Origin of the sequence: Nocardia seriolae NBRC 15557 (assembly GCF_007990715.1) — a bacterium.
In the GTDB taxonomy this organism is placed as follows: domain Bacteria; phylum Actinomycetota; class Actinomycetes; order Mycobacteriales; family Mycobacteriaceae; genus Nocardia; species Nocardia seriolae.
On sequence record NZ_BJWY01000030.1, the window covers coordinates 1 to 15,467 of the forward strand.

Here is a 15,467-nt window from a genome sequence, read left to right on the forward strand (position 1 = left end):
CGGGGAGTCGCAAGCCGGTACCGGACTCGTCGGCGAGGAGCGCGTGGCCGCTCTGGAAGCCGAATGCGCGCGCCTGCTGGAACTCGGCGCGGTCCGTGTCCGACTGCTGCGCGCCGACGGCTTCGACGAATCCTGCCTCGTCATGCAGGACGTCGAGGGCAACGAATTCTGCCTCGACTGAACAGCACCGTGCCGCACCCGGTTTCGAGTGCGGCACCACCGGCCATGGGCTCGGGCGGCGGTGATCCGCCCGTGTGGCACCGGGATCCTGCCGAGGCGGCCTGGAAGTGCTGGTCCGTGGGATCGAGGCGATCGCGGCGATCCGGTTGTCGGACCCGGCGTCAGTTGTAGGACTTGGCGACGCCGTCGAGGAGGTGCTTGAGGGTGTCGTAGTCGGGTGGGCTGACCTGGTTGACGAGGTTGGCGTCGACCGGAATCCGGTGCGCGGTGGTGACATCGGTGAACAGGGTCACGTCATTGGGGCGGAAGCCGTGCTGGGCGGCCAGGCGCTGCAGGTCCGGATCGGTGGTCAGCAGCTTGCCGAGGCGGTCGCCCTTGTCGTTCAGCGGCACCACGGTGTGCTGGGACATGACCGTCGGCTTGGGGTACATCAGCACCATGTCCGGCTTCACCTTGCCGTGCGCGGCGGCGTCCACGTACTGGGCCTCGTAGACCCACACCATGGGCACCGTGCCCATGCCGTTGGACAGATAGTCCTTGAACGGGCCGTCACTGCTGGACTCGGTATAGCCCTGCCGCGTGAACAGGCGCGAAACCCGCGACACCGCATAGTCTTCGGCCTTCGCGCCGCGCACGGTGGAGTTGTCATTGGCGACGTAGGCGGTCACCGCCAGATACATGGCCGCCGAATTGGACGTCCGCGGGTCGGTGGTGGAAACCAGCACGTTCTTGGGCACCGAATAGGTCGAGTTACCCTCGAGCTGATTCCACTGCACGCCCTTCTCGGCCAGCGACAGATACTTCTCGATATCGAAAGTCGTTGTCGCGCCCGGCTGCACGATGCCCGCCTGGGTCAGCAGGTCGGCGATCGGCTTGAAGGTCGCGATGGCCATGGGGGAGGAGAACGGCACGTACTTGCCGGTCACCCCGCTCTTGCGCTGCACCAGCTCCGCCGCGGCCGAACTGGACGGAAACGCGAAATCGTATTTGCCCAGATCCACCGAGGTGGCGATCTGCCGCGACCCGGCCGACTCCACCTCCACCTTGAATCCGCGCTGTGCCAGCGCCTCGGCCACCTTCGGATCGCCGAAGAACTCCGCCTTCTCCGACCCGACCACCCCGCGCACCGTCGTCAACCCGGGCGCGGCCGCGGTGGCCGACGACGAATCCGGCTGCCGCACCGCCAGCACCACCCCCACCGCCAGCACCGCGACCAGCCCCGCGGCCACGACCCCCAGCATCCGCTTGTTCTCGAGCACCCGGGCCGGCACGAACCGCCCAGCGACCGCGGCGAACACGCTCGTGGTCTCCGCCGCCGGGCCCGCGCCTTCCCCGCTCGTGCCCGGCGCACTCGGCTCGACCTGCGCCGCACCATTCTTCGCCCGCGTGGGATCCAACTCCCGCCGCGCAATCCGCTCGACGAGAATCGGTACGAAATCCCGCACCGAATGCCCCTCGAACCGCTTGCGCACCGCCCCCACCACGGCCTCGACCCGCTCCGCCGGATGCGCCTCGACATAGTCCCGCACCAGGCGATCGGTCACCTCCCGCAGCGCCTTCTCCGCGCGCGCGGCCTTCTCTTCGCCCGGGACCTTCGCTTTCCGTGCAGCATCGACCGCCACATCATCTCCCTCGACCTCGAACCGAATATGGTTGCGCGGCAGGAAAATACGAAAAGCCGCGCCGCCAGGACCGTAGTCCCTCTCGGTGCCCGCCCAGGATCGAGAACGCGAACGTCAAGTACGCCCGGGCGAACTTCCGGTGACCGACGCCGGGCACGGCGTGCGGTTCAGGGCTCGCCCGGGTGGTTCAGGGCTTGCCGGGTGGTTCAGGGCTTGCCGGGGAAGGCGGCCGTGACCGGGCTGGTGCCCAGGATGGACTGCCAGGTGGCCAGGCGCAGGGCGCATTCGGTGAGGGCTTCGATGCCGGTGCGGCGCAGCTCCGGGGTCTCGGCGCGTTCGACGAGGTAGTACCAGGCCGCCGCGGTGTCGGATTCGACGGTGACCGCCAGCTTGGCCGCCGGGATGGGGTCGTTGACGTTGACGGGGGAGGTGTAGGCGGCGGCGGGCTCGGGGACCGTTGCGCCCGAAGCCTTCAGCGCGTCGATGATCGCGTCGCGGCGCGCGCGATGCGCCGCGACGTATTCGGCGACGAGTCTGTCCCGATCGTGGTTGGCGTAGGCGGCGATCACGCCGTAGGCGTAGACAGCGGCGTATTCGGCGCTCAACGCATCGATGAGTGCCTGCTGATCGGTTGTGGTCATGCCAGGAGAACCCCCGCGTGGGTGGCGCAGGACGCGCTGATCGAAGACAGGAGACCGGCGCGATAGCCGGAAAGGGTGACGGCGAGATCAGCCGCGGCTCGCTGGGAATTCTGCAGTTTGCTACGCAGGTCGGTGAGGGAGACCGGAGTGATCACGCTGACGGCGGTGGGTGGTGGGGTGCGGCGGCCGGGAGTGGTGCCGTCGCCGTAAACGCCGATGGCGCGGTCGATTTCGGTGCGCAGCGCTTGGGCATGCGCGGTGCGCTGGTCGGCGATGACCTTCAGTGCGCCCGCGCGTTCCGGCATGGTGGCGATGGCGGCATTCGCTGCCGCGGTTTCGGCGAGCGCCGAGCTCTCCAGCGCCAGCAGCGGATCCGGCGCGGCGGGGGTCTCGTCCTTCGTGCACGCGGCCAGTGCGCCCACCGCCGCCACGGCCAATGCGCCGCCACCGGCCAGCCGCAGCGCCGCACGGCGGTTCACGGCGGAGGCGGGAGACGGGGTCGATCCGGGTGGGTCCGGGATCATGACATCGGCGACACCGGCGCGATGGCCGCTCTGACTGCTGGGCACGGCATACATGGTGCCAGCCGTCGCCGACAGCTTGCTGCGCCAGGGCCTTCGGATAGGCTGTGATCTGGAACGACGGGTAACCGTCACGGGCGCGTCGCCGGTGGACACGCCGCATGCGGCGCAGTGCCGACCATGCCGAACTCGAGCGAGTCGGCTGGTCCTTTACACGCTTTCAGCGCGTTACGCTAGACCTTCGGCACGGTATTTCGCCGAGTCACCACCGGCTCGACCCGAGTCAACGAACAGCTAGCGCCGAGCAGACGACAACTCAACCCGTGACAACTGAACCAGGAGCCGCCCCACATGCCGATGCCGACCGAGGAAAGGGTGAGCCAGCTAGTTGCTGGACTCGTCGAACGCCGAGGACTCGACCTCGAAGGCGTCGCGATTTCGGCTGCCGGTACAGCGCAGGCCAAGGTCAAGGTCATCGTCGACAGCGACGGATCGCCGGACCTGGACGCCGTCGCGGAACTCAGCTCGGAGATCTCGCAGGCCCTCGACGACGCCGGTGATTTCGGCGAGACCGCCTACCTGCTGGAGATCACCACCCCCGGCATCGACCGGCCCCTCACCGCCCCGCGCCACTGGCAGCGCGCCCAGGGCCGCAAGGTCAAGATCGTCCTACGCCCCGGCGCCGAATCACCCGAGGGCAAGAACAGCTTCGAGGCCCGCGTGGGCGTCGCCACCGCAGGCGATGTCGCGCTGGTCCTCGGCGGCAAGCGGAAGCCACACCGGGTGACGGTGCCGCTGGCCGATATCCAATCCGCGGTCGTGCAGGTGGAATTCAATCCACCCGGCGCGGCCGAGTTGGAACTGGCAGGGGGAGTTGCGCCGGGCCGTCCCCAGCCCGGTGCGCAGGAGGTATCCGAAACCGATTCAGAAGCAACAGCAGCGTCCGATTCACTGACCGAAGGGATCGTGGAATGAACATCGAAATCGAAGCCCTGCGCGCGATTGTCGCCGATAAGGGGATCTCGATGGAGACGGTGATCTCCGCGATCGAGTCCGCTCTCCTCACCGCCTACCGGCATACCGACGGCCACCAGCCCACCGCCCGCATCGACATCAACCAGAAGACCGGTGTGGTGCGCGTGATGGCCCGCGAGGTCGACGCGGACGGCAATGTCATCTCCGAATGGGACGACACCCCCGAGGGTTTCGGCCGCATCGCCGCCACCACCGCCCGCCAGGTCGTGCTCCAGCGCCTGCGCGACGCGGAGAACGAGAAGTCCTTCGGCGAATTCTCCACCCACGAGGGCGATATCGTCGGCGGCGTCGTACAGCGCGACGCCCGCATGAACGCCCGTGGCACGGTCGTGGTCCGCATCGGCTCCGAAGCCCATGGCGCGGAAGGGGTCATCCCGCCCGCCGAGCAGGTCCCGGGCGAGACCTACGAGCACGGCGACCGCATCAAGTGCTACGTGGTCGGCGTCTCGCGCGGCCCGCGCGGCCCGCAGATCACCCTCTCGCGCACTCACCCGAACCTGGTGCGCCGCCTGTTCGCGCTCGAGGTCCCCGAAATCGCCGACGGCTCGGTCGAGATCGTGGCCGTGGCGCGGGAGGCCGGGCACCGCTCCAAGATCGCGGTCCGCTCCACCGTGCCCGGCGTCAACGCCAAGGGCGCGTGCATCGGCCCGATGGGCCAGCGCGTGCGCAACGTGATGAGCGAACTCGCGGGCGAGAAGATCGACATCATCGACTACGCCGAGGATCCGGCCGCCTTCGTCGGGAATGCGCTGTCCCCGTCGAAAGTGGTATCCGTCACCATCGTGGACCCCGACGCCCGCGCCGCGCGCGTGGTGGTCCCGGACTTCCAGCTCTCCCTCGCCATCGGCAAGGAGGGCCAGCATGCCCGCCTGGCGGCCCGGCTCACCGGCTGGCGGATCGACATTCGCTCCGATGCGGCCCAGGAAAACCAGGGTGGCGTGCGTCCGGCGGGTGGGTCCGAGTCGTCTCGGGGTGATGCGGCGTCGCATCGGGGTGACGCAGCGGCCCACCGGGGTTGATCTTGCCGGATCCATCCGGCCCGGTCGGTTCCGAGATTTGTGAAACAGACCCCTGGGATGACAGGTTGGTAACTTCCAAGGGGTACGGATGCGGAGATCGGGACGTGACAGCGGTAGAGTGGACGCAGGCTCAGCGCGAGTCTTCGGCTTCTCTGCGCGCCGAGCGGGTGTCAGCAAGATCGACACCCGTTCGGACCTGCATCGGATGTCGCAGACGCGAGCTGGCTGCCGATCTGATGCGGGTCGTGGCGCAGTCTTCTGCCGAGAGTGGGCAGGCGGTTGTGATCGTTCCGGATCCGCGGCGCAGACTTCCCGGACGGGGTGCCTGGTTGCACCCCACTTCCGCTTGTCTGAGCCAAGCAGTTCGGCGCCGAGCGATCGGCAGAGCACTACGAGTGTCCGGAAATCTGGATATCTCAGCCCTGGAGCATTACGTAGAGAACAGGCACGAGCACTCATGAGCACACCGTGAAGTCCCAGAAATGATCGGCCTTCGAAATTAGTCGAGGTCGTGCGCGCGTCCCGTGAAACGGGCTGCCGCGCTCGACCTCTGAGTGAGGAGAGCAGTGGCAGGCAAGGCCCGCGTGCACGAGTTGGCTAAAGAACTCGGTGTCACGAGCAAAGAACTACTCGCGCGGCTCAAGGAGCAGGGCGAGTTCGTGAAGTCGGCGAGCTCGACGGTGGAAGCACCCGTCGCGCGCCGGCTGCGGGAGTCGCTCGCACCCAAGAGCGCCCCGTCCGGTGGGAGCGGCAAGCCCGCGGCCCCCAAGCCCAATGGTGAGGGCACCCCGCGTCCGGCCGCCAAGCCGGCCACCCCCGGTGCCGGTCCCCGTCCGGGACCGCGCCCGACCCCGGCTCCGGCCCCCGCGACTCCGGCTCCGGCCGCGGCCGCTCCGGCCCCGGCTCCGCAGGTGGCTCCGGCCGCCCGCGCCGAGTCGGCCGCTCCCGCGGCTCGCCCGGGTCCCGCGCCCAAGCCCGTCGTGCGTGAAACCGCTGCTCCCGCAGCGTCTTCCGCCCCGGCGACCCCCGCCCCGCGCACCGACGCCCCGCGTCCGTCGCAGCCCGGCCCGCGTCCGTCGGCTCCGCAGCCGAACGCCGCGGCCCCGAGCTCCTCGGCCGCGCCGAGCCCGTCGGCGGCCCCGCGTCCGGCCGGTCCGAAGCCGGGCCCGAAGCCGCCGCGCGTCGGCAACAACCCCTTCTCGTCGGCTCCGGAGCGTCCCGCTCCGCGTCCGGCTCCCCGTCCCGGTCAGCAGCAGGGCGGCCCGCGTCCGGGTCCGGGTCAGGATCAGCGTGGTCCCCGTCCGGGTCCGCAGGGCGGTCCGCGTCCGGGTCAGGAACAGCGTGGCCCGCGTCCGGGTCCGGGTCAGGGTGGTCCGCGTCCGGCTCCCGGTCAGGGCGGTCCCCGGCCGGGTCCGGGTCAGGGTGGTCCGCGTCCGGCCGCCGGTCAGGGCGGTCCCCGTCCGGGTGGCCCGCGTCCGAGCCCCGGCTCGATGCCTCCCCGTCCCAACCCCGGTGCCATGCCCGCGCGCGCTCAGCGTCCGGCCGGTGGCCCCGGCGGCGCGGGCCGTCCGGCGCGTCCAGGTAGTCCCGGTGGTGCCGGTGGCGGTCGTCCCGGTGGCGGTGGCGGTGGCTACCGCGGTGGCGGCGCTCCCGGTGCCGGTCAGGGTGCCGGCGCGGGTGCCGGTGGTAACACCGGTGCGCCCGGTGGCTTCCGGGGTCGTCCCGGCGGCGGTGGCGGCGGTGGCCGTCCCGGTTCCGGTGGTGGTCGCGGCGGTGCCGCGGGTGCCTTCGGTCGTCCGGGTGGCGCGCCCCGCAAGGGTCGTAAGTCGAAGCGGGCGAAGCGCGCCGAGTACGAGAACCAGCAGGCGCCCATCGCCGGTGGCGTGCGGCTGCCGCGCGGCAACGGTGAGATCGTGCGTCTCGCCCGTGGCGCGTCGCTGTCCGACTTCGCCGAGAAGATCGGCGCCAACCCGGCCTCGCTGGTGCAGGCGCTGTTCAACCTCGGTGAGATGGTCACCGCCACCCAGTCGGTGAACGAGGAGACCCTTGAGCTGCTGGGTTCGGAGATGAACTACGTCGTGCACGTGGTCTCCCCGGAGGACGAGGACCGCGAGCTGCTGGCCAACTTCGACCTCACCTACGGCGAGGACGACGGCGGCGAAGAGGATCTGCAGATCCGCCCGCCGGTGGTGACCGTCATGGGTCACGTCGACCACGGTAAGACCCGACTGCTGGACACGATTCGTAAGGCCAACGTCCGTGAGGGCGAGGCCGGCGGCATCACCCAGCACATCGGCGCCTACCAGGTCGAGGCCGAGGTCAACGACGAAGAGCGTCTGATCACCTTCATCGACACCCCCGGTCACGAGGCGTTCACCGCCATGCGTGCCCGTGGTGCGAAGGCCACCGACATCGCGATCCTCGTGGTCGCGGCCGACGACGGCGTCATGCCGCAGACGGTGGAGGCCATCAACCACGCGCAGGCCGCGGACGTGCCGATCGTGGTGGCGGTCAACAAGATCGATAAGGAAGGCGCGAATCCGCAGAAGATTCGCCAGCAGCTGACCGAATACGGTCTGGTGGCCGAGGAATACGGTGGCGACACCATGTTCGTCGACATCTCCGCCAAGCAGGGCACCAATATCGACCAGCTGCTCGAGGCCGTGGTCCTGACCGCGGACGCCTCGCTGGATCTGCGGGCGAACCCGAACATGGACGCGCAGGGTGTGGCCATCGAAGCCCACCTCGACCGCGGTCGTGGTCCGGTGGCGACCGTGCTCATCCAGCGCGGCACGCTGCGCGTCGGCGACTCGATCGTGGCGGGCGACGCCTACGGTCGCGTGCGCCGCATGGTCGACGAGCACGGCGACGACGTCGAGGCGGCGCTGCCGTCGCGGCCCGTCCAGGTCATCGGTTTCACCTCGGTGCCGGGTGCAGGCGACAACCTGCTCGTGGTCGAGGAAGACCGCATCGCGCGTCAGATCGCCGACCGCCGCAACGCTCGCAAGCGCAACGCCCTGGCCGCGCGCAGCCGCAAGCGGATCTCCCTGGAAGATCTGGATGCCGCTCTGAAGGAGACCTCGGAGCTGAACCTGATCCTCAAGGGCGACAACTCCGGTACCGTCGAGGCCCTCGAAGAGGCGCTGCTCGGTATCGATGTCGGCGACGAGGTGCGCCTGCGCGTCATCGACCGCGGTGTCGGTGGCGTCACCGAGACCAACGTCAACCTGGCGTCGGCCTCCAACGCGATCATCATCGGCTTCAACGTCCGTGCCGAGGGCAAGGCGACCGAGCTGGCGAACCGCGAAGGCGTGGACATCCGCTACTACTCGGTCATCTACCAGGCGATCGACGAGATCGAGAAGGCCCTCAAGGGTCTGCTCAAGCCGATCTACGAGGAGCACGAGCTCGGCCGGGCGGAGATCCGCCAGATCTTCCGCTCGTCGAAGTTCGGCAATATCGCGGGTTGCTGGGTGCTCTCGGGCACGGTCAAGCGCAACGCCAAGGCGCGCCTGATCCGCGACAACGTGGTGATCTCCGAGACCACCATCCAGTCGCTGCGCCGCGAGAAGGACGACGTCACCGAGGTCCGCGAAGGCTACGAGTGCGGTATCACCGTGGGCTTCAACGACATCAAGGATGGCGACATCATCGAGGCCTACGAGCTGCGGGAGAAGCCGCGCGACTAGGAAGCAGTACACGATCCCGCCGGGCCCTTCCGGGTCCGGCGGGGTTGTGCCCCTTCCCTTTCCGGGTAACCGTGCGCGCATTTCCCCGGGGCGCGTTCATATGACTGAAAAGATGTTCTTCGGAGCGCTCGAATTCGATATCTTGCTCGGTGATGTGCATTCACTGAAGGAGAAGCGCTCCGTCATTCGCCCGATCATCGCGGACCTGAAAAGGTTCGACGTGAGTGTGACCGAGGGCGGAGATCATGACCGTTATCGACGGACCATGCTCGGTGTGGCAATGGTCAGCTACGGCATGAACCACCTGACCGAGGTGCTGGACAAGTGTGAACGGCACGTCGCCAATCGTCCGGAGTTAGAGTTGCTGGCAGTACGCCGCCGCATCTTCGGACCCGAAGACTGAAGAAGTGAGGAGGGCTCGACATGGCTGATCAGGCCCGAGCACGCCGACTCGCAAAGCGAATCTCGTCCATCGTCGCCACGGCGATCGAATACGAGATCAAGGATCCGCGACTGCGGTTCGTCACCGTCACCGACGCCAAGGTGACCGGTGACCTGCGCGAGGCGACCATCTACTACACCGTCATGGGCGAGAGCATCGACGCCGCGCCCGATTACGCGGAGGCCGCCGCCGGTCTCAAGAAGGCCGCGGGCATCCTGCGGTCCAAGGTCGGCGCGGGCACCGGGGTGAAGTTCACCCCGACGCTGGCGTTCAAGCTCGACACCGTGCCCGACGCGGCGCGCGAGATGGAAGAGCTGCTGTCCAAGGCCCGCGCCTCCGACGCCCGCGTGGCGCAGGTGGCGGTCGGCGCGAGCTACGCCGGTGACGCGGACCCCTACAAGTCGGACGAGGACGAAGACGACGAAGCCTGACCCGCTGTGACCCCCGTCGATGTCACCCCTGCCGTCGAGGTTCTCGATGATGCGAAATCGGTGACGATTCTCTGCCACGTCCAGCCCGACGCCGACACCATCGGCAGCGGGCTGGCGCTGGCGCAGGTGCTGCGTCGACGCGGGGTCCCGGTCGTCGTCGCCTTCGCCGAACCGGCCGAGCTGCCGGTCTCCATGCGGTCGTTGCCCGCCACCGAGCTGATCGTCCCGGTCGAGCGGGTGCCCGCCACGGTGGACGTGCTGGTGACGGTGGACTGCGGCAGCGCCGGGCGGCTGGGCGTCCTGCGTGATCGATTGGCCGGTGCCGCAACCACTTTGGTGATCGACCATCATCGGTCCAACACCCGCTTCGGTGGCGTCAACGTCATCGACGAGGCGGCCGAATCCACCGCCGGTGTCATCGCCCGCGTCCTCGATGCCTGGGGCGAGCCCATCGACCGCGATATCGCGCACTGCCTGTTCGCCGGATTGGTCACCGACACCGGCTCTTTCAAGTGGACCCGCCCCGGCTCCCACACCCTGGCCGAACGTCTGCTGGCCACCGGCATCGACGGCGCGACCATCACCCGCACCCTCATGGACACCCACCCCTTCGCGTGGCTGCCCATGCTGTCGCGAGTCCTGGCCTCGGCCCAGCTGCTCCCGGACGCGGCGAACGGCGCGGGCCTGGTCTACGCGGTCGTCCGCCGCGAGGACACCGAAGCCGTGCGCTCCGAAGAGGTCGAATCCATCATCGACCTGAGCCGCACCACCGCCGAGGCCCAGGTCGCCGCGGTTTTCAAGGAATCCCGCGCCGAGTCCGAACACTGGACCGTCTCCCTGCGCTCCCACGCCGGCGACGACGGCACCCCCGGAGTCGATGTCGCCCGGGTCGCCACCGCGCTCGGCGGCGGCGGGCACCGGTATGCCGCAGGCTATTCTACGGTTGGCGCGGCCGCCGACATGCTCGCGAACCTACTGCGCGAACTGGGCTGATCCGAGACCCGCTGCGGTTCTCGGGCTCTTCTCACCGCCACGGCGGGGTGGCCCGCCGCGGTCGGGTAGACGATGTGGTCGAACGGCGACTCGGTCAGTCCGGCAGGCCGAAGACGGTGACGCCCTTCGGGGCCTCGACGCGGTAGCCGAGGGTGATGGTGGTCGTGGCCTGCGGGGCGAGGTCGAGTTTCCAGGTCAGGATGCCGAGGTCGCCGCGTTCGGCCGGGGGTGGTTTGAGGACCGTGTCGCGGACGGTGAGGGTGGTGTCGCGGGCGATCGGGAGACGGTCCAGGACGGTGACCACCGTGGGACGGGTGCCGTGGTTGGCGACGGTGATCGTGTACTCCATCTCGACGCGGCGGGCCGAACCGAGGGTGGCCTTGGAGGCATTGCGGCGCACCAGTTCTCGTTCCACCCGGATGCGGTCGTCCACGCCGAGGGCGAGCTCGCGTTCCTCGCCCGGGGCCCAGATGTCGAGGTTCGTGGCTCCGACGTATTCACTGTCGTTGAACAGCGACGCGCGGCCCTTGGGGAGGGTGTGCTCGGAGGTGTTGCGGGCGGTGGCGCGCAGGATCGCCTCGGGGGAACGGATCGGGGCGGTCACGTGATCCAGGTCGGCCTCGAGGTCGAGGGCGGTGATCAGGGTACGGTGTTCGGTGCCGTCGGCGGCGATGGCGACCGGACGTTGCGGGGAGTACGTCGCGGCGGTGGTGCCGTGCTCGACGGTCGAGGTTGCCTCCCGGACGGGGACCGGCGGCAGTTGCGGGGGCGCACCGGCGGGTGCGGGCGCGCGCTCCTCGTTCCGCATGAAACTGGGGATGTCCATGTCGGAGCCCGACGAAGACGAGCGCATCGCCCGCCGCTTCGGCTCCGGTGGAGTGGTGCTGAGATACCAGGGATCCAGTTCCGGCACATCGAGGGCGACGGCCGGGCGGGCGGTCGACAGCTCGAGGCGGCATTCGGGCCAATCCTCGCCGGTGGACTGGCTGACCAGCCCGAACCAGCGCAGGCTCAGGCCATTCTCGTCGATGCGCAGGTCATAGGTGCTGGCCCAGCGCGCGCCGGGCACCACATAGGACAGCTCCAGTTCCACGGTCGCAGGTTGGGCGGCGTCCACGGTGATGATCGCGGCCCGGATGTCGGGGCGGTTCTTGCGGCCCAGGTCCGCCAGCCGCCGCTCGAGCGAGTTCTTCTCCCGAATGTGGTCCTGCCGCAGGCGCGCTCGCTCGCGGCGTCCGGCATGGACGGCGCCGTACTGGGCTTCGAGGCTGTCGCCGAAGGCCACGACCCGATCGTCGGAAGCCTTGGCCAGCTGCCCGGCCGACTTGTGGACCAGGCGCTGCAGGAATTCGACGCGAGCGTCCGCGGCCCGGTCCGCGTCGGCGAGTTCGGTGAGCGCGACATCGACTTCGTCGCGGCGCGCGGTGAGTTCGGCGACCTGTTCATCGGACGGCTCGGGCTGCCGCTCGGTGACGATGTCCACCCCGAGCACCGTCACCTCGCCGCGCCCGGCCACCCGGATCGAATCGCGCACCAACTCCAGCGGCAGCGGCGACACCCGGATCCGATGCTCACCCGCCTCCAACGTCGCCTTGCCGGACCGGGTGACCCGGGCCCGATCCGGATAGACCGTCACCGCCGCGATTGCTGTCTCGAGATCGACCATGCCGCCCAGCCTGCCCGAGCCACCGCCGCGCGTCGACGGAAATACGGGTGACAATTCGGCCGTGTCGGGGGAGTCGGCGCCCGCGGCCGCGTGTCGGACCGGTATTCGCGTGGGACGGATAGTCGCCGACTCTTGGGGCGGAGCGACGGTCTACCCGGCGGCACAGGTCTTCGGAGTAGTCGAGGATGCAGATGTCGACACGGACATAGGTTTGCGTAACTATGTGTTCCGGCTCGGTGAAGCGACGACGCGGGGACAAACCGACGACGCGGGGACAAACCGACGACGCGGGGACAAACCGACGACGCGGGGGACATATATCTGCGCGGTGTCCGGCCGGGAGCGGTGATGGGTGGCCCCTGCCCGGTTCGGGTGGGAGCGGGAAAAGCGCTGGTGGCGGGCTGGTTCGGCGGTTCGTGCGGGTGGCGGGCGGGTCGGCGCGGCTGGGTGGGGTGTCGGGGCGGTGTGGGATGGTGAGCTGATGAGCAGCACCGAGGTTTTCGACGACGCGGGCGAGGATCCCGGATCTGCCGGGAAGTCGCGGGAGGTCGGGCGGGGCCCGGGTTCGGCTGCGGAGGCGCTCGGGGCGGATTTCGAGGACTCGGATGAGGCGCCGGGATCTCTCGGGAAGTCCCGGTCGGTCGGCGGGGGTCGAGGTTCGGTGGCGGAGATTGCCGAGGTTGCCGAGGTGCGTGGGGCCGAGGCCGCGGGGGCGGGGCCGCGGCGGATTCTGGGGATCGCGATTCCGACGCTCGGGGTGTTGGTCGCGGAGCCGATTTATCTGTTGTTCGATATGGCCGTGGTGGGGCGGCTGGGGGCGCTGGCGCTGGCTGGGCTGGCGGTGGGCGGTTTGATTCTGGCGCAGGTCAGTTCGCAGTTGACGTTTCTGAGTTATGGGACGACGGCTCGGGCGGCGCGGCGGCACGGGGCGGGGGACGAGCGGGGAGCTGTGATCGAGGGGGTGCAGGCCAGTTGGATCGCGGTGGGGGTGGGGTTGGTGATCGTGGCGGTGGTGCAGGTGTTCGCGGGGCCGATCACGCAGGCCATCGCGGGCGGGGATGATATTGCGCGGGCGGCGGAGTCGTGGGTGCGGATCGCGTTGTTCGGGGTGCCGTTGATTCTGTTGTCGATGGCGGGGAACGGGTGGATGCGCGGGGTGCAGCAGACCCGGCGGCCGCTGCTGTATGTGCTTGCGGGGCTGGTGGTTTCGGGAATCCTGTGCCCTACGCTGGTGCACGGGCTGCTGGGCGCGCCGCGCCTGGAGCTGGCGGGTTCGGCGGTCGCGAACCTGGTGGGGCAGGCGATTTCGGGCGCGCTGTTCGTGAGTGCGCTGTGGCGCGCGAAAGTGCCGCTCGCACCGCATATCACGATCATGAAGGCGCAGCTGGCGCTCGGCCGCGACCTGATCGCGCGCAGCCTGGCCTTCCAGGCCTCGTTCGTCTCGGCCGCGGCGGTCGCCTCCCGCTTCGGCGCGGCCTCGGTGGCGGCGCATCAGCTGGTGTTGCAGATCTGGAGTTTCCTCGCCCTGACCCTGGATTCGCTGGCCATCGCGGCACAGACGCTGGTGGGTGCGGCACTGGGTGCCGGAAATGCCCGTGGTGCACGGGGTTTGGCGCGGCGGATCACCGGCTGGTCGACGGTCTTCTCGGTGGTGCTGGCAGCCATCTTCGCGGCCGGATACTCGCTCATCCCGCGCCTGTTCACCAATGATCCGTCGGTCCTGGACCGCACCCACGTGGTCTGGTGGTTCTTCGTCGCCATGATCCCGGTGGCAGGCGTGGTCTTCGCGCTCGACGGCGTCCTGCTCGGCGCGGGCGACGCCGCCTTCCTCCGCAACGCCACCCTCGGCTCGGCCCTGATCGGCTTCCTCCCGCTGATCTGGCTCTCCCTCGCCTACGACTGGGGCATCGGCGGAATCTGGACGGGCCTGGTCGCTTTCATGCTGCTGCGACTGGCCGCCGTCAGTTGGCGCGCACTGTCCGGCCGCTGGGCGCGGGTGGGTGCGGAGGTGCCGGGACGAATGGCGTAATCCGCCCCGGCCACAGCATTCCGGCGTACCGGCGGCCGGAACCCGCGACTCAGTCGGCGGAACCGTTGGCCTGCGCGGCGGCCTGCCGGGCCAGGTTCTCCGCGACCTCGGCCTGCCAGTTCTCATTGGCGTGGGTGGTGTCGACCTCGTATTCGAAGCGGGCGGTCATTTCCGGCTTGATGTCGGCGACGTCGACGTAGAACTGTTCGTACCAGCGGCGGTGCTGGTAGACCGGGCCGTCCTCCTGGGTGAGCAGGGGATTGTCGATGCGGGTCTTGTGTTTCCAGATCTCGACGTCCTGGAGGAAGCCGACGCCGAAGCTCTTGCCGAAGGCCTTGGCGAGCTTGTCGGATTTCTCCGGCGGGAGGCCCTTGATGCGCTGGACGCTCACGCCCCATTGCAGGACGAAGGAATTGTGGGTGACGGGGTAGTGGCAGTTGATGAGCGCCACCTCGACGGTGTTGTCGCCGAAGTCGTTGTGCAGGTAGTTGATCATGTAGGAGGGGCCGAAATACGAAGCTTCCGAACGCAGTAGCGACATCTCCTGCGAGTAGTTGGACTTGGCGTGAATGTCGGGGCGGCCCTTGGAATGCAGGAACTGGGTGGCGACATGCCCCTCGAACACATGCTTGAAGTACACCGGGTACGCGAAGTGGATGTAGAAGAAGTGCGCCATATCGACGTTGTTGTCGATGATTTCGCGGCAGTGCGCGCCCTCGATGAGCAGGGTGTTCCAGTCCCAGTCGCTCCACTCGTCGGTCTCGATGCCCTCGATGTGGGGGATGGCGACCTCGGGCGGCGGCGGATTGCCCGCGGGATCGTTCCAGACGAAGAACTGCCCGTTCTCCTCGCAGGTGATCCAGGACCTGGTGCGCGCCAAGGGCGGAACGCGGCGCGCATACGGGATGGCGGCGCATTTGCCGTCGCCGCGCCAGCGCCAATCGTGGAAGGGGCAGGCGATATTGTCGTCCTTGACGCTGCCGTAGGACAGATCCGCGCCCATGTGCCGGCAGTAGCCGTCCAGGGCGTGCAGTTCGCCCTTGCCGTCGGACCAGATCACGATCTTGGTGCCGAAGGCGTTGACCGAGTGCGGTTTCCCGTCCCGGAAACCCTCGGCGAGCCCGAGGCAGTGCCAGCCCCGGGCGAATCGCGTCATGGGCTGCCCGACATCGATGCTCCGATAATGCCGGCTCATGTGC

At 68.9% G+C, this 15,467-nt stretch carries 14 protein-coding genes; 9 read left to right on the forward strand and 5 right to left on the reverse strand.

What is annotated here, in order from left to right; translation table 11 throughout:
- A partial coding sequence (locus tag NS2_RS12070; RefSeq protein WP_045437373.1) for a VOC family protein occupies positions 1 to 181 on the forward strand: 181 nt, incomplete at its 5' end.
- 160 nt (positions 182 to 341) lie between these two features.
- Here NS2_RS12070 and NS2_RS12075 read toward each other — a convergent pair.
- From NS2_RS12075 to NS2_RS12085, 3 genes are all read right to left on the reverse strand, one after another.
- Positions 342 to 1,802: a three-helix bundle dimerization domain-containing protein gene (locus NS2_RS12075; RefSeq protein WP_261772278.1), complete on the reverse strand. Its 1,461-nt coding sequence runs from the start codon at positions 1,800 to 1,802 to the stop codon at positions 342 to 344.
- 206 nt (positions 1,803 to 2,008) lie between these two features.
- The gene (locus tag NS2_RS12080) at positions 2,009 to 2,443 is read right to left on the reverse strand and encodes a ferritin-like domain-containing protein (protein ID WP_033087661.1); all 435 of its coding nucleotides are present in this window, start codon (positions 2,441 to 2,443) and stop codon (positions 2,009 to 2,011) included.
- Entirely contained in the window at positions 2,440 to 3,012 is a 573-nt protein-coding gene (locus tag NS2_RS12085) for a hypothetical protein (RefSeq protein ID WP_231992920.1), read from the reverse strand. The genes NS2_RS12080 and NS2_RS12085 overlap by 4 nt, the downstream gene beginning before the upstream one ends.
- A 303-nt stretch (positions 3,013 to 3,315) precedes the next feature.
- Here NS2_RS12085 and rimP point away from each other — a divergent pair, with 303 nt between their 5' ends.
- The 7 genes from rimP to NS2_RS12120 all read left to right on the forward strand — a co-directional run bounded on the left by rimP (position 3,316) and on the right by NS2_RS12120 (position 10,573).
- Entirely contained in the window at positions 3,316 to 3,939 is a 624-nt protein-coding gene (gene rimP, locus NS2_RS12090; RefSeq protein ID WP_036546033.1) for a ribosome maturation factor RimP, read from the forward strand.
- The gene (gene nusA, locus NS2_RS12095) at positions 3,936 to 5,018 is read left to right on the forward strand and encodes a transcription termination factor NusA (RefSeq protein WP_033087659.1); all 1,083 of its coding nucleotides are present in this window, start codon (positions 3,936 to 3,938) and stop codon (positions 5,016 to 5,018) included. The genes rimP and nusA overlap by 4 nt, the downstream gene beginning before the upstream one ends.
- 152 nt (positions 5,019 to 5,170) lie before the next feature.
- A complete protein-coding gene (locus tag NS2_RS12100; RefSeq protein ID WP_228102954.1) occupies positions 5,171 to 5,479 on the forward strand; it encodes a YlxR family protein in 309 nt (102 codons plus the stop codon).
- Between the two features lie 105 nt (positions 5,480 to 5,584).
- Positions 5,585 to 8,707: a translation initiation factor IF-2 gene (gene infB / locus NS2_RS12105; protein WP_071811724.1), complete on the forward strand. Its 3,123-nt coding sequence runs from the start codon at positions 5,585 to 5,587 to the stop codon at positions 8,705 to 8,707.
- 112 nt (positions 8,708 to 8,819) lie between these two features.
- Entirely contained in the window at positions 8,820 to 9,110 is a 291-nt protein-coding gene (locus tag NS2_RS12110; RefSeq protein WP_033087658.1) for a DUF503 domain-containing protein, read from the forward strand.
- A gap of 20 nt (positions 9,111 to 9,130) precedes the next feature.
- A complete protein-coding gene (gene rbfA, locus NS2_RS12115; RefSeq protein ID WP_033087657.1) occupies positions 9,131 to 9,580 on the forward strand; it encodes a 30S ribosome-binding factor RbfA in 450 nt (149 codons plus the stop codon).
- A 6-nt stretch (positions 9,581 to 9,586) separates the two neighbouring features.
- A complete protein-coding gene (locus tag NS2_RS12120) occupies positions 9,587 to 10,573 on the forward strand; it encodes a DHH family phosphoesterase (RefSeq protein WP_033087656.1) in 987 nt (328 codons plus the stop codon).
- Between the two features lie 94 nt (positions 10,574 to 10,667).
- Here NS2_RS12120 and NS2_RS12125 read toward each other — a convergent pair whose 3' ends face one another.
- On the reverse strand, positions 10,668 to 12,239 hold the full coding sequence (locus NS2_RS12125; protein ID WP_033087655.1) for a mucoidy inhibitor MuiA family protein: 1,572 nt from the start codon (positions 12,237 to 12,239) through the stop codon (positions 10,668 to 10,670).
- Between the two features lie 670 nt (positions 12,240 to 12,909).
- Between NS2_RS12125 and NS2_RS12130 the strand changes: the two genes are divergently transcribed.
- Complete coding sequence (locus NS2_RS12130) at positions 12,910 to 14,268, forward strand: MATE family efflux transporter (protein ID WP_033087673.1); 1,359 nt, start codon at positions 12,910 to 12,912, stop codon at positions 14,266 to 14,268.
- 49 nt (positions 14,269 to 14,317) lie between these two features.
- Here the strand turns inward: NS2_RS12130 and NS2_RS12135 are convergent, their stop codons facing one another.
- Entirely contained in the window at positions 14,318 to 15,463 is a 1,146-nt protein-coding gene (locus tag NS2_RS12135; protein ID WP_036546024.1) for a 3-ketosteroid-9-alpha-monooxygenase, oxygenase component, read from the reverse strand.
- Positions 15,464 to 15,467: the final 4 nt, after the last annotated feature.

Bases quoted from the DNA above. Each gene is read 5' to 3' on its own strand.
- NS2_RS12080 (WP_033087661.1), bottom strand. From the start codon at position 2,443: ATGACCACAACCGATCAGCAGGCACTCATCGATGCGTTGAGCGCCGAA.
- rimP (WP_036546033.1), top strand. From the start codon at position 3,316: ATGCCGATGCCGACCGAGGAAAGGGTGAGCCAGCTAGTTGCTGGACTC.
- nusA (WP_033087659.1), top strand. From the start codon at position 3,936: ATGAACATCGAAATCGAAGCCCTGCGCGCGATTGTCGCCGATAAGGGG.
- NS2_RS12110 (WP_033087658.1), top strand. From the start codon at position 8,820: ATGTTCTTCGGAGCGCTCGAATTCGATATCTTGCTCGGTGATGTGCAT.
- rbfA (WP_033087657.1), top strand. From the start codon at position 9,131: ATGGCTGATCAGGCCCGAGCACGCCGACTCGCAAAGCGAATCTCGTCC.
- NS2_RS12125 (WP_033087655.1), bottom strand. From the start codon at position 12,239: ATGGTCGATCTCGAGACAGCAATCGCGGCGGTGACGGTCTATCCGGAT.
- NS2_RS12135 (WP_036546024.1), bottom strand. From the start codon at position 15,463: ATGAGCCGGCATTATCGGAGCATCGATGTCGGGCAGCCCATGACGCGA.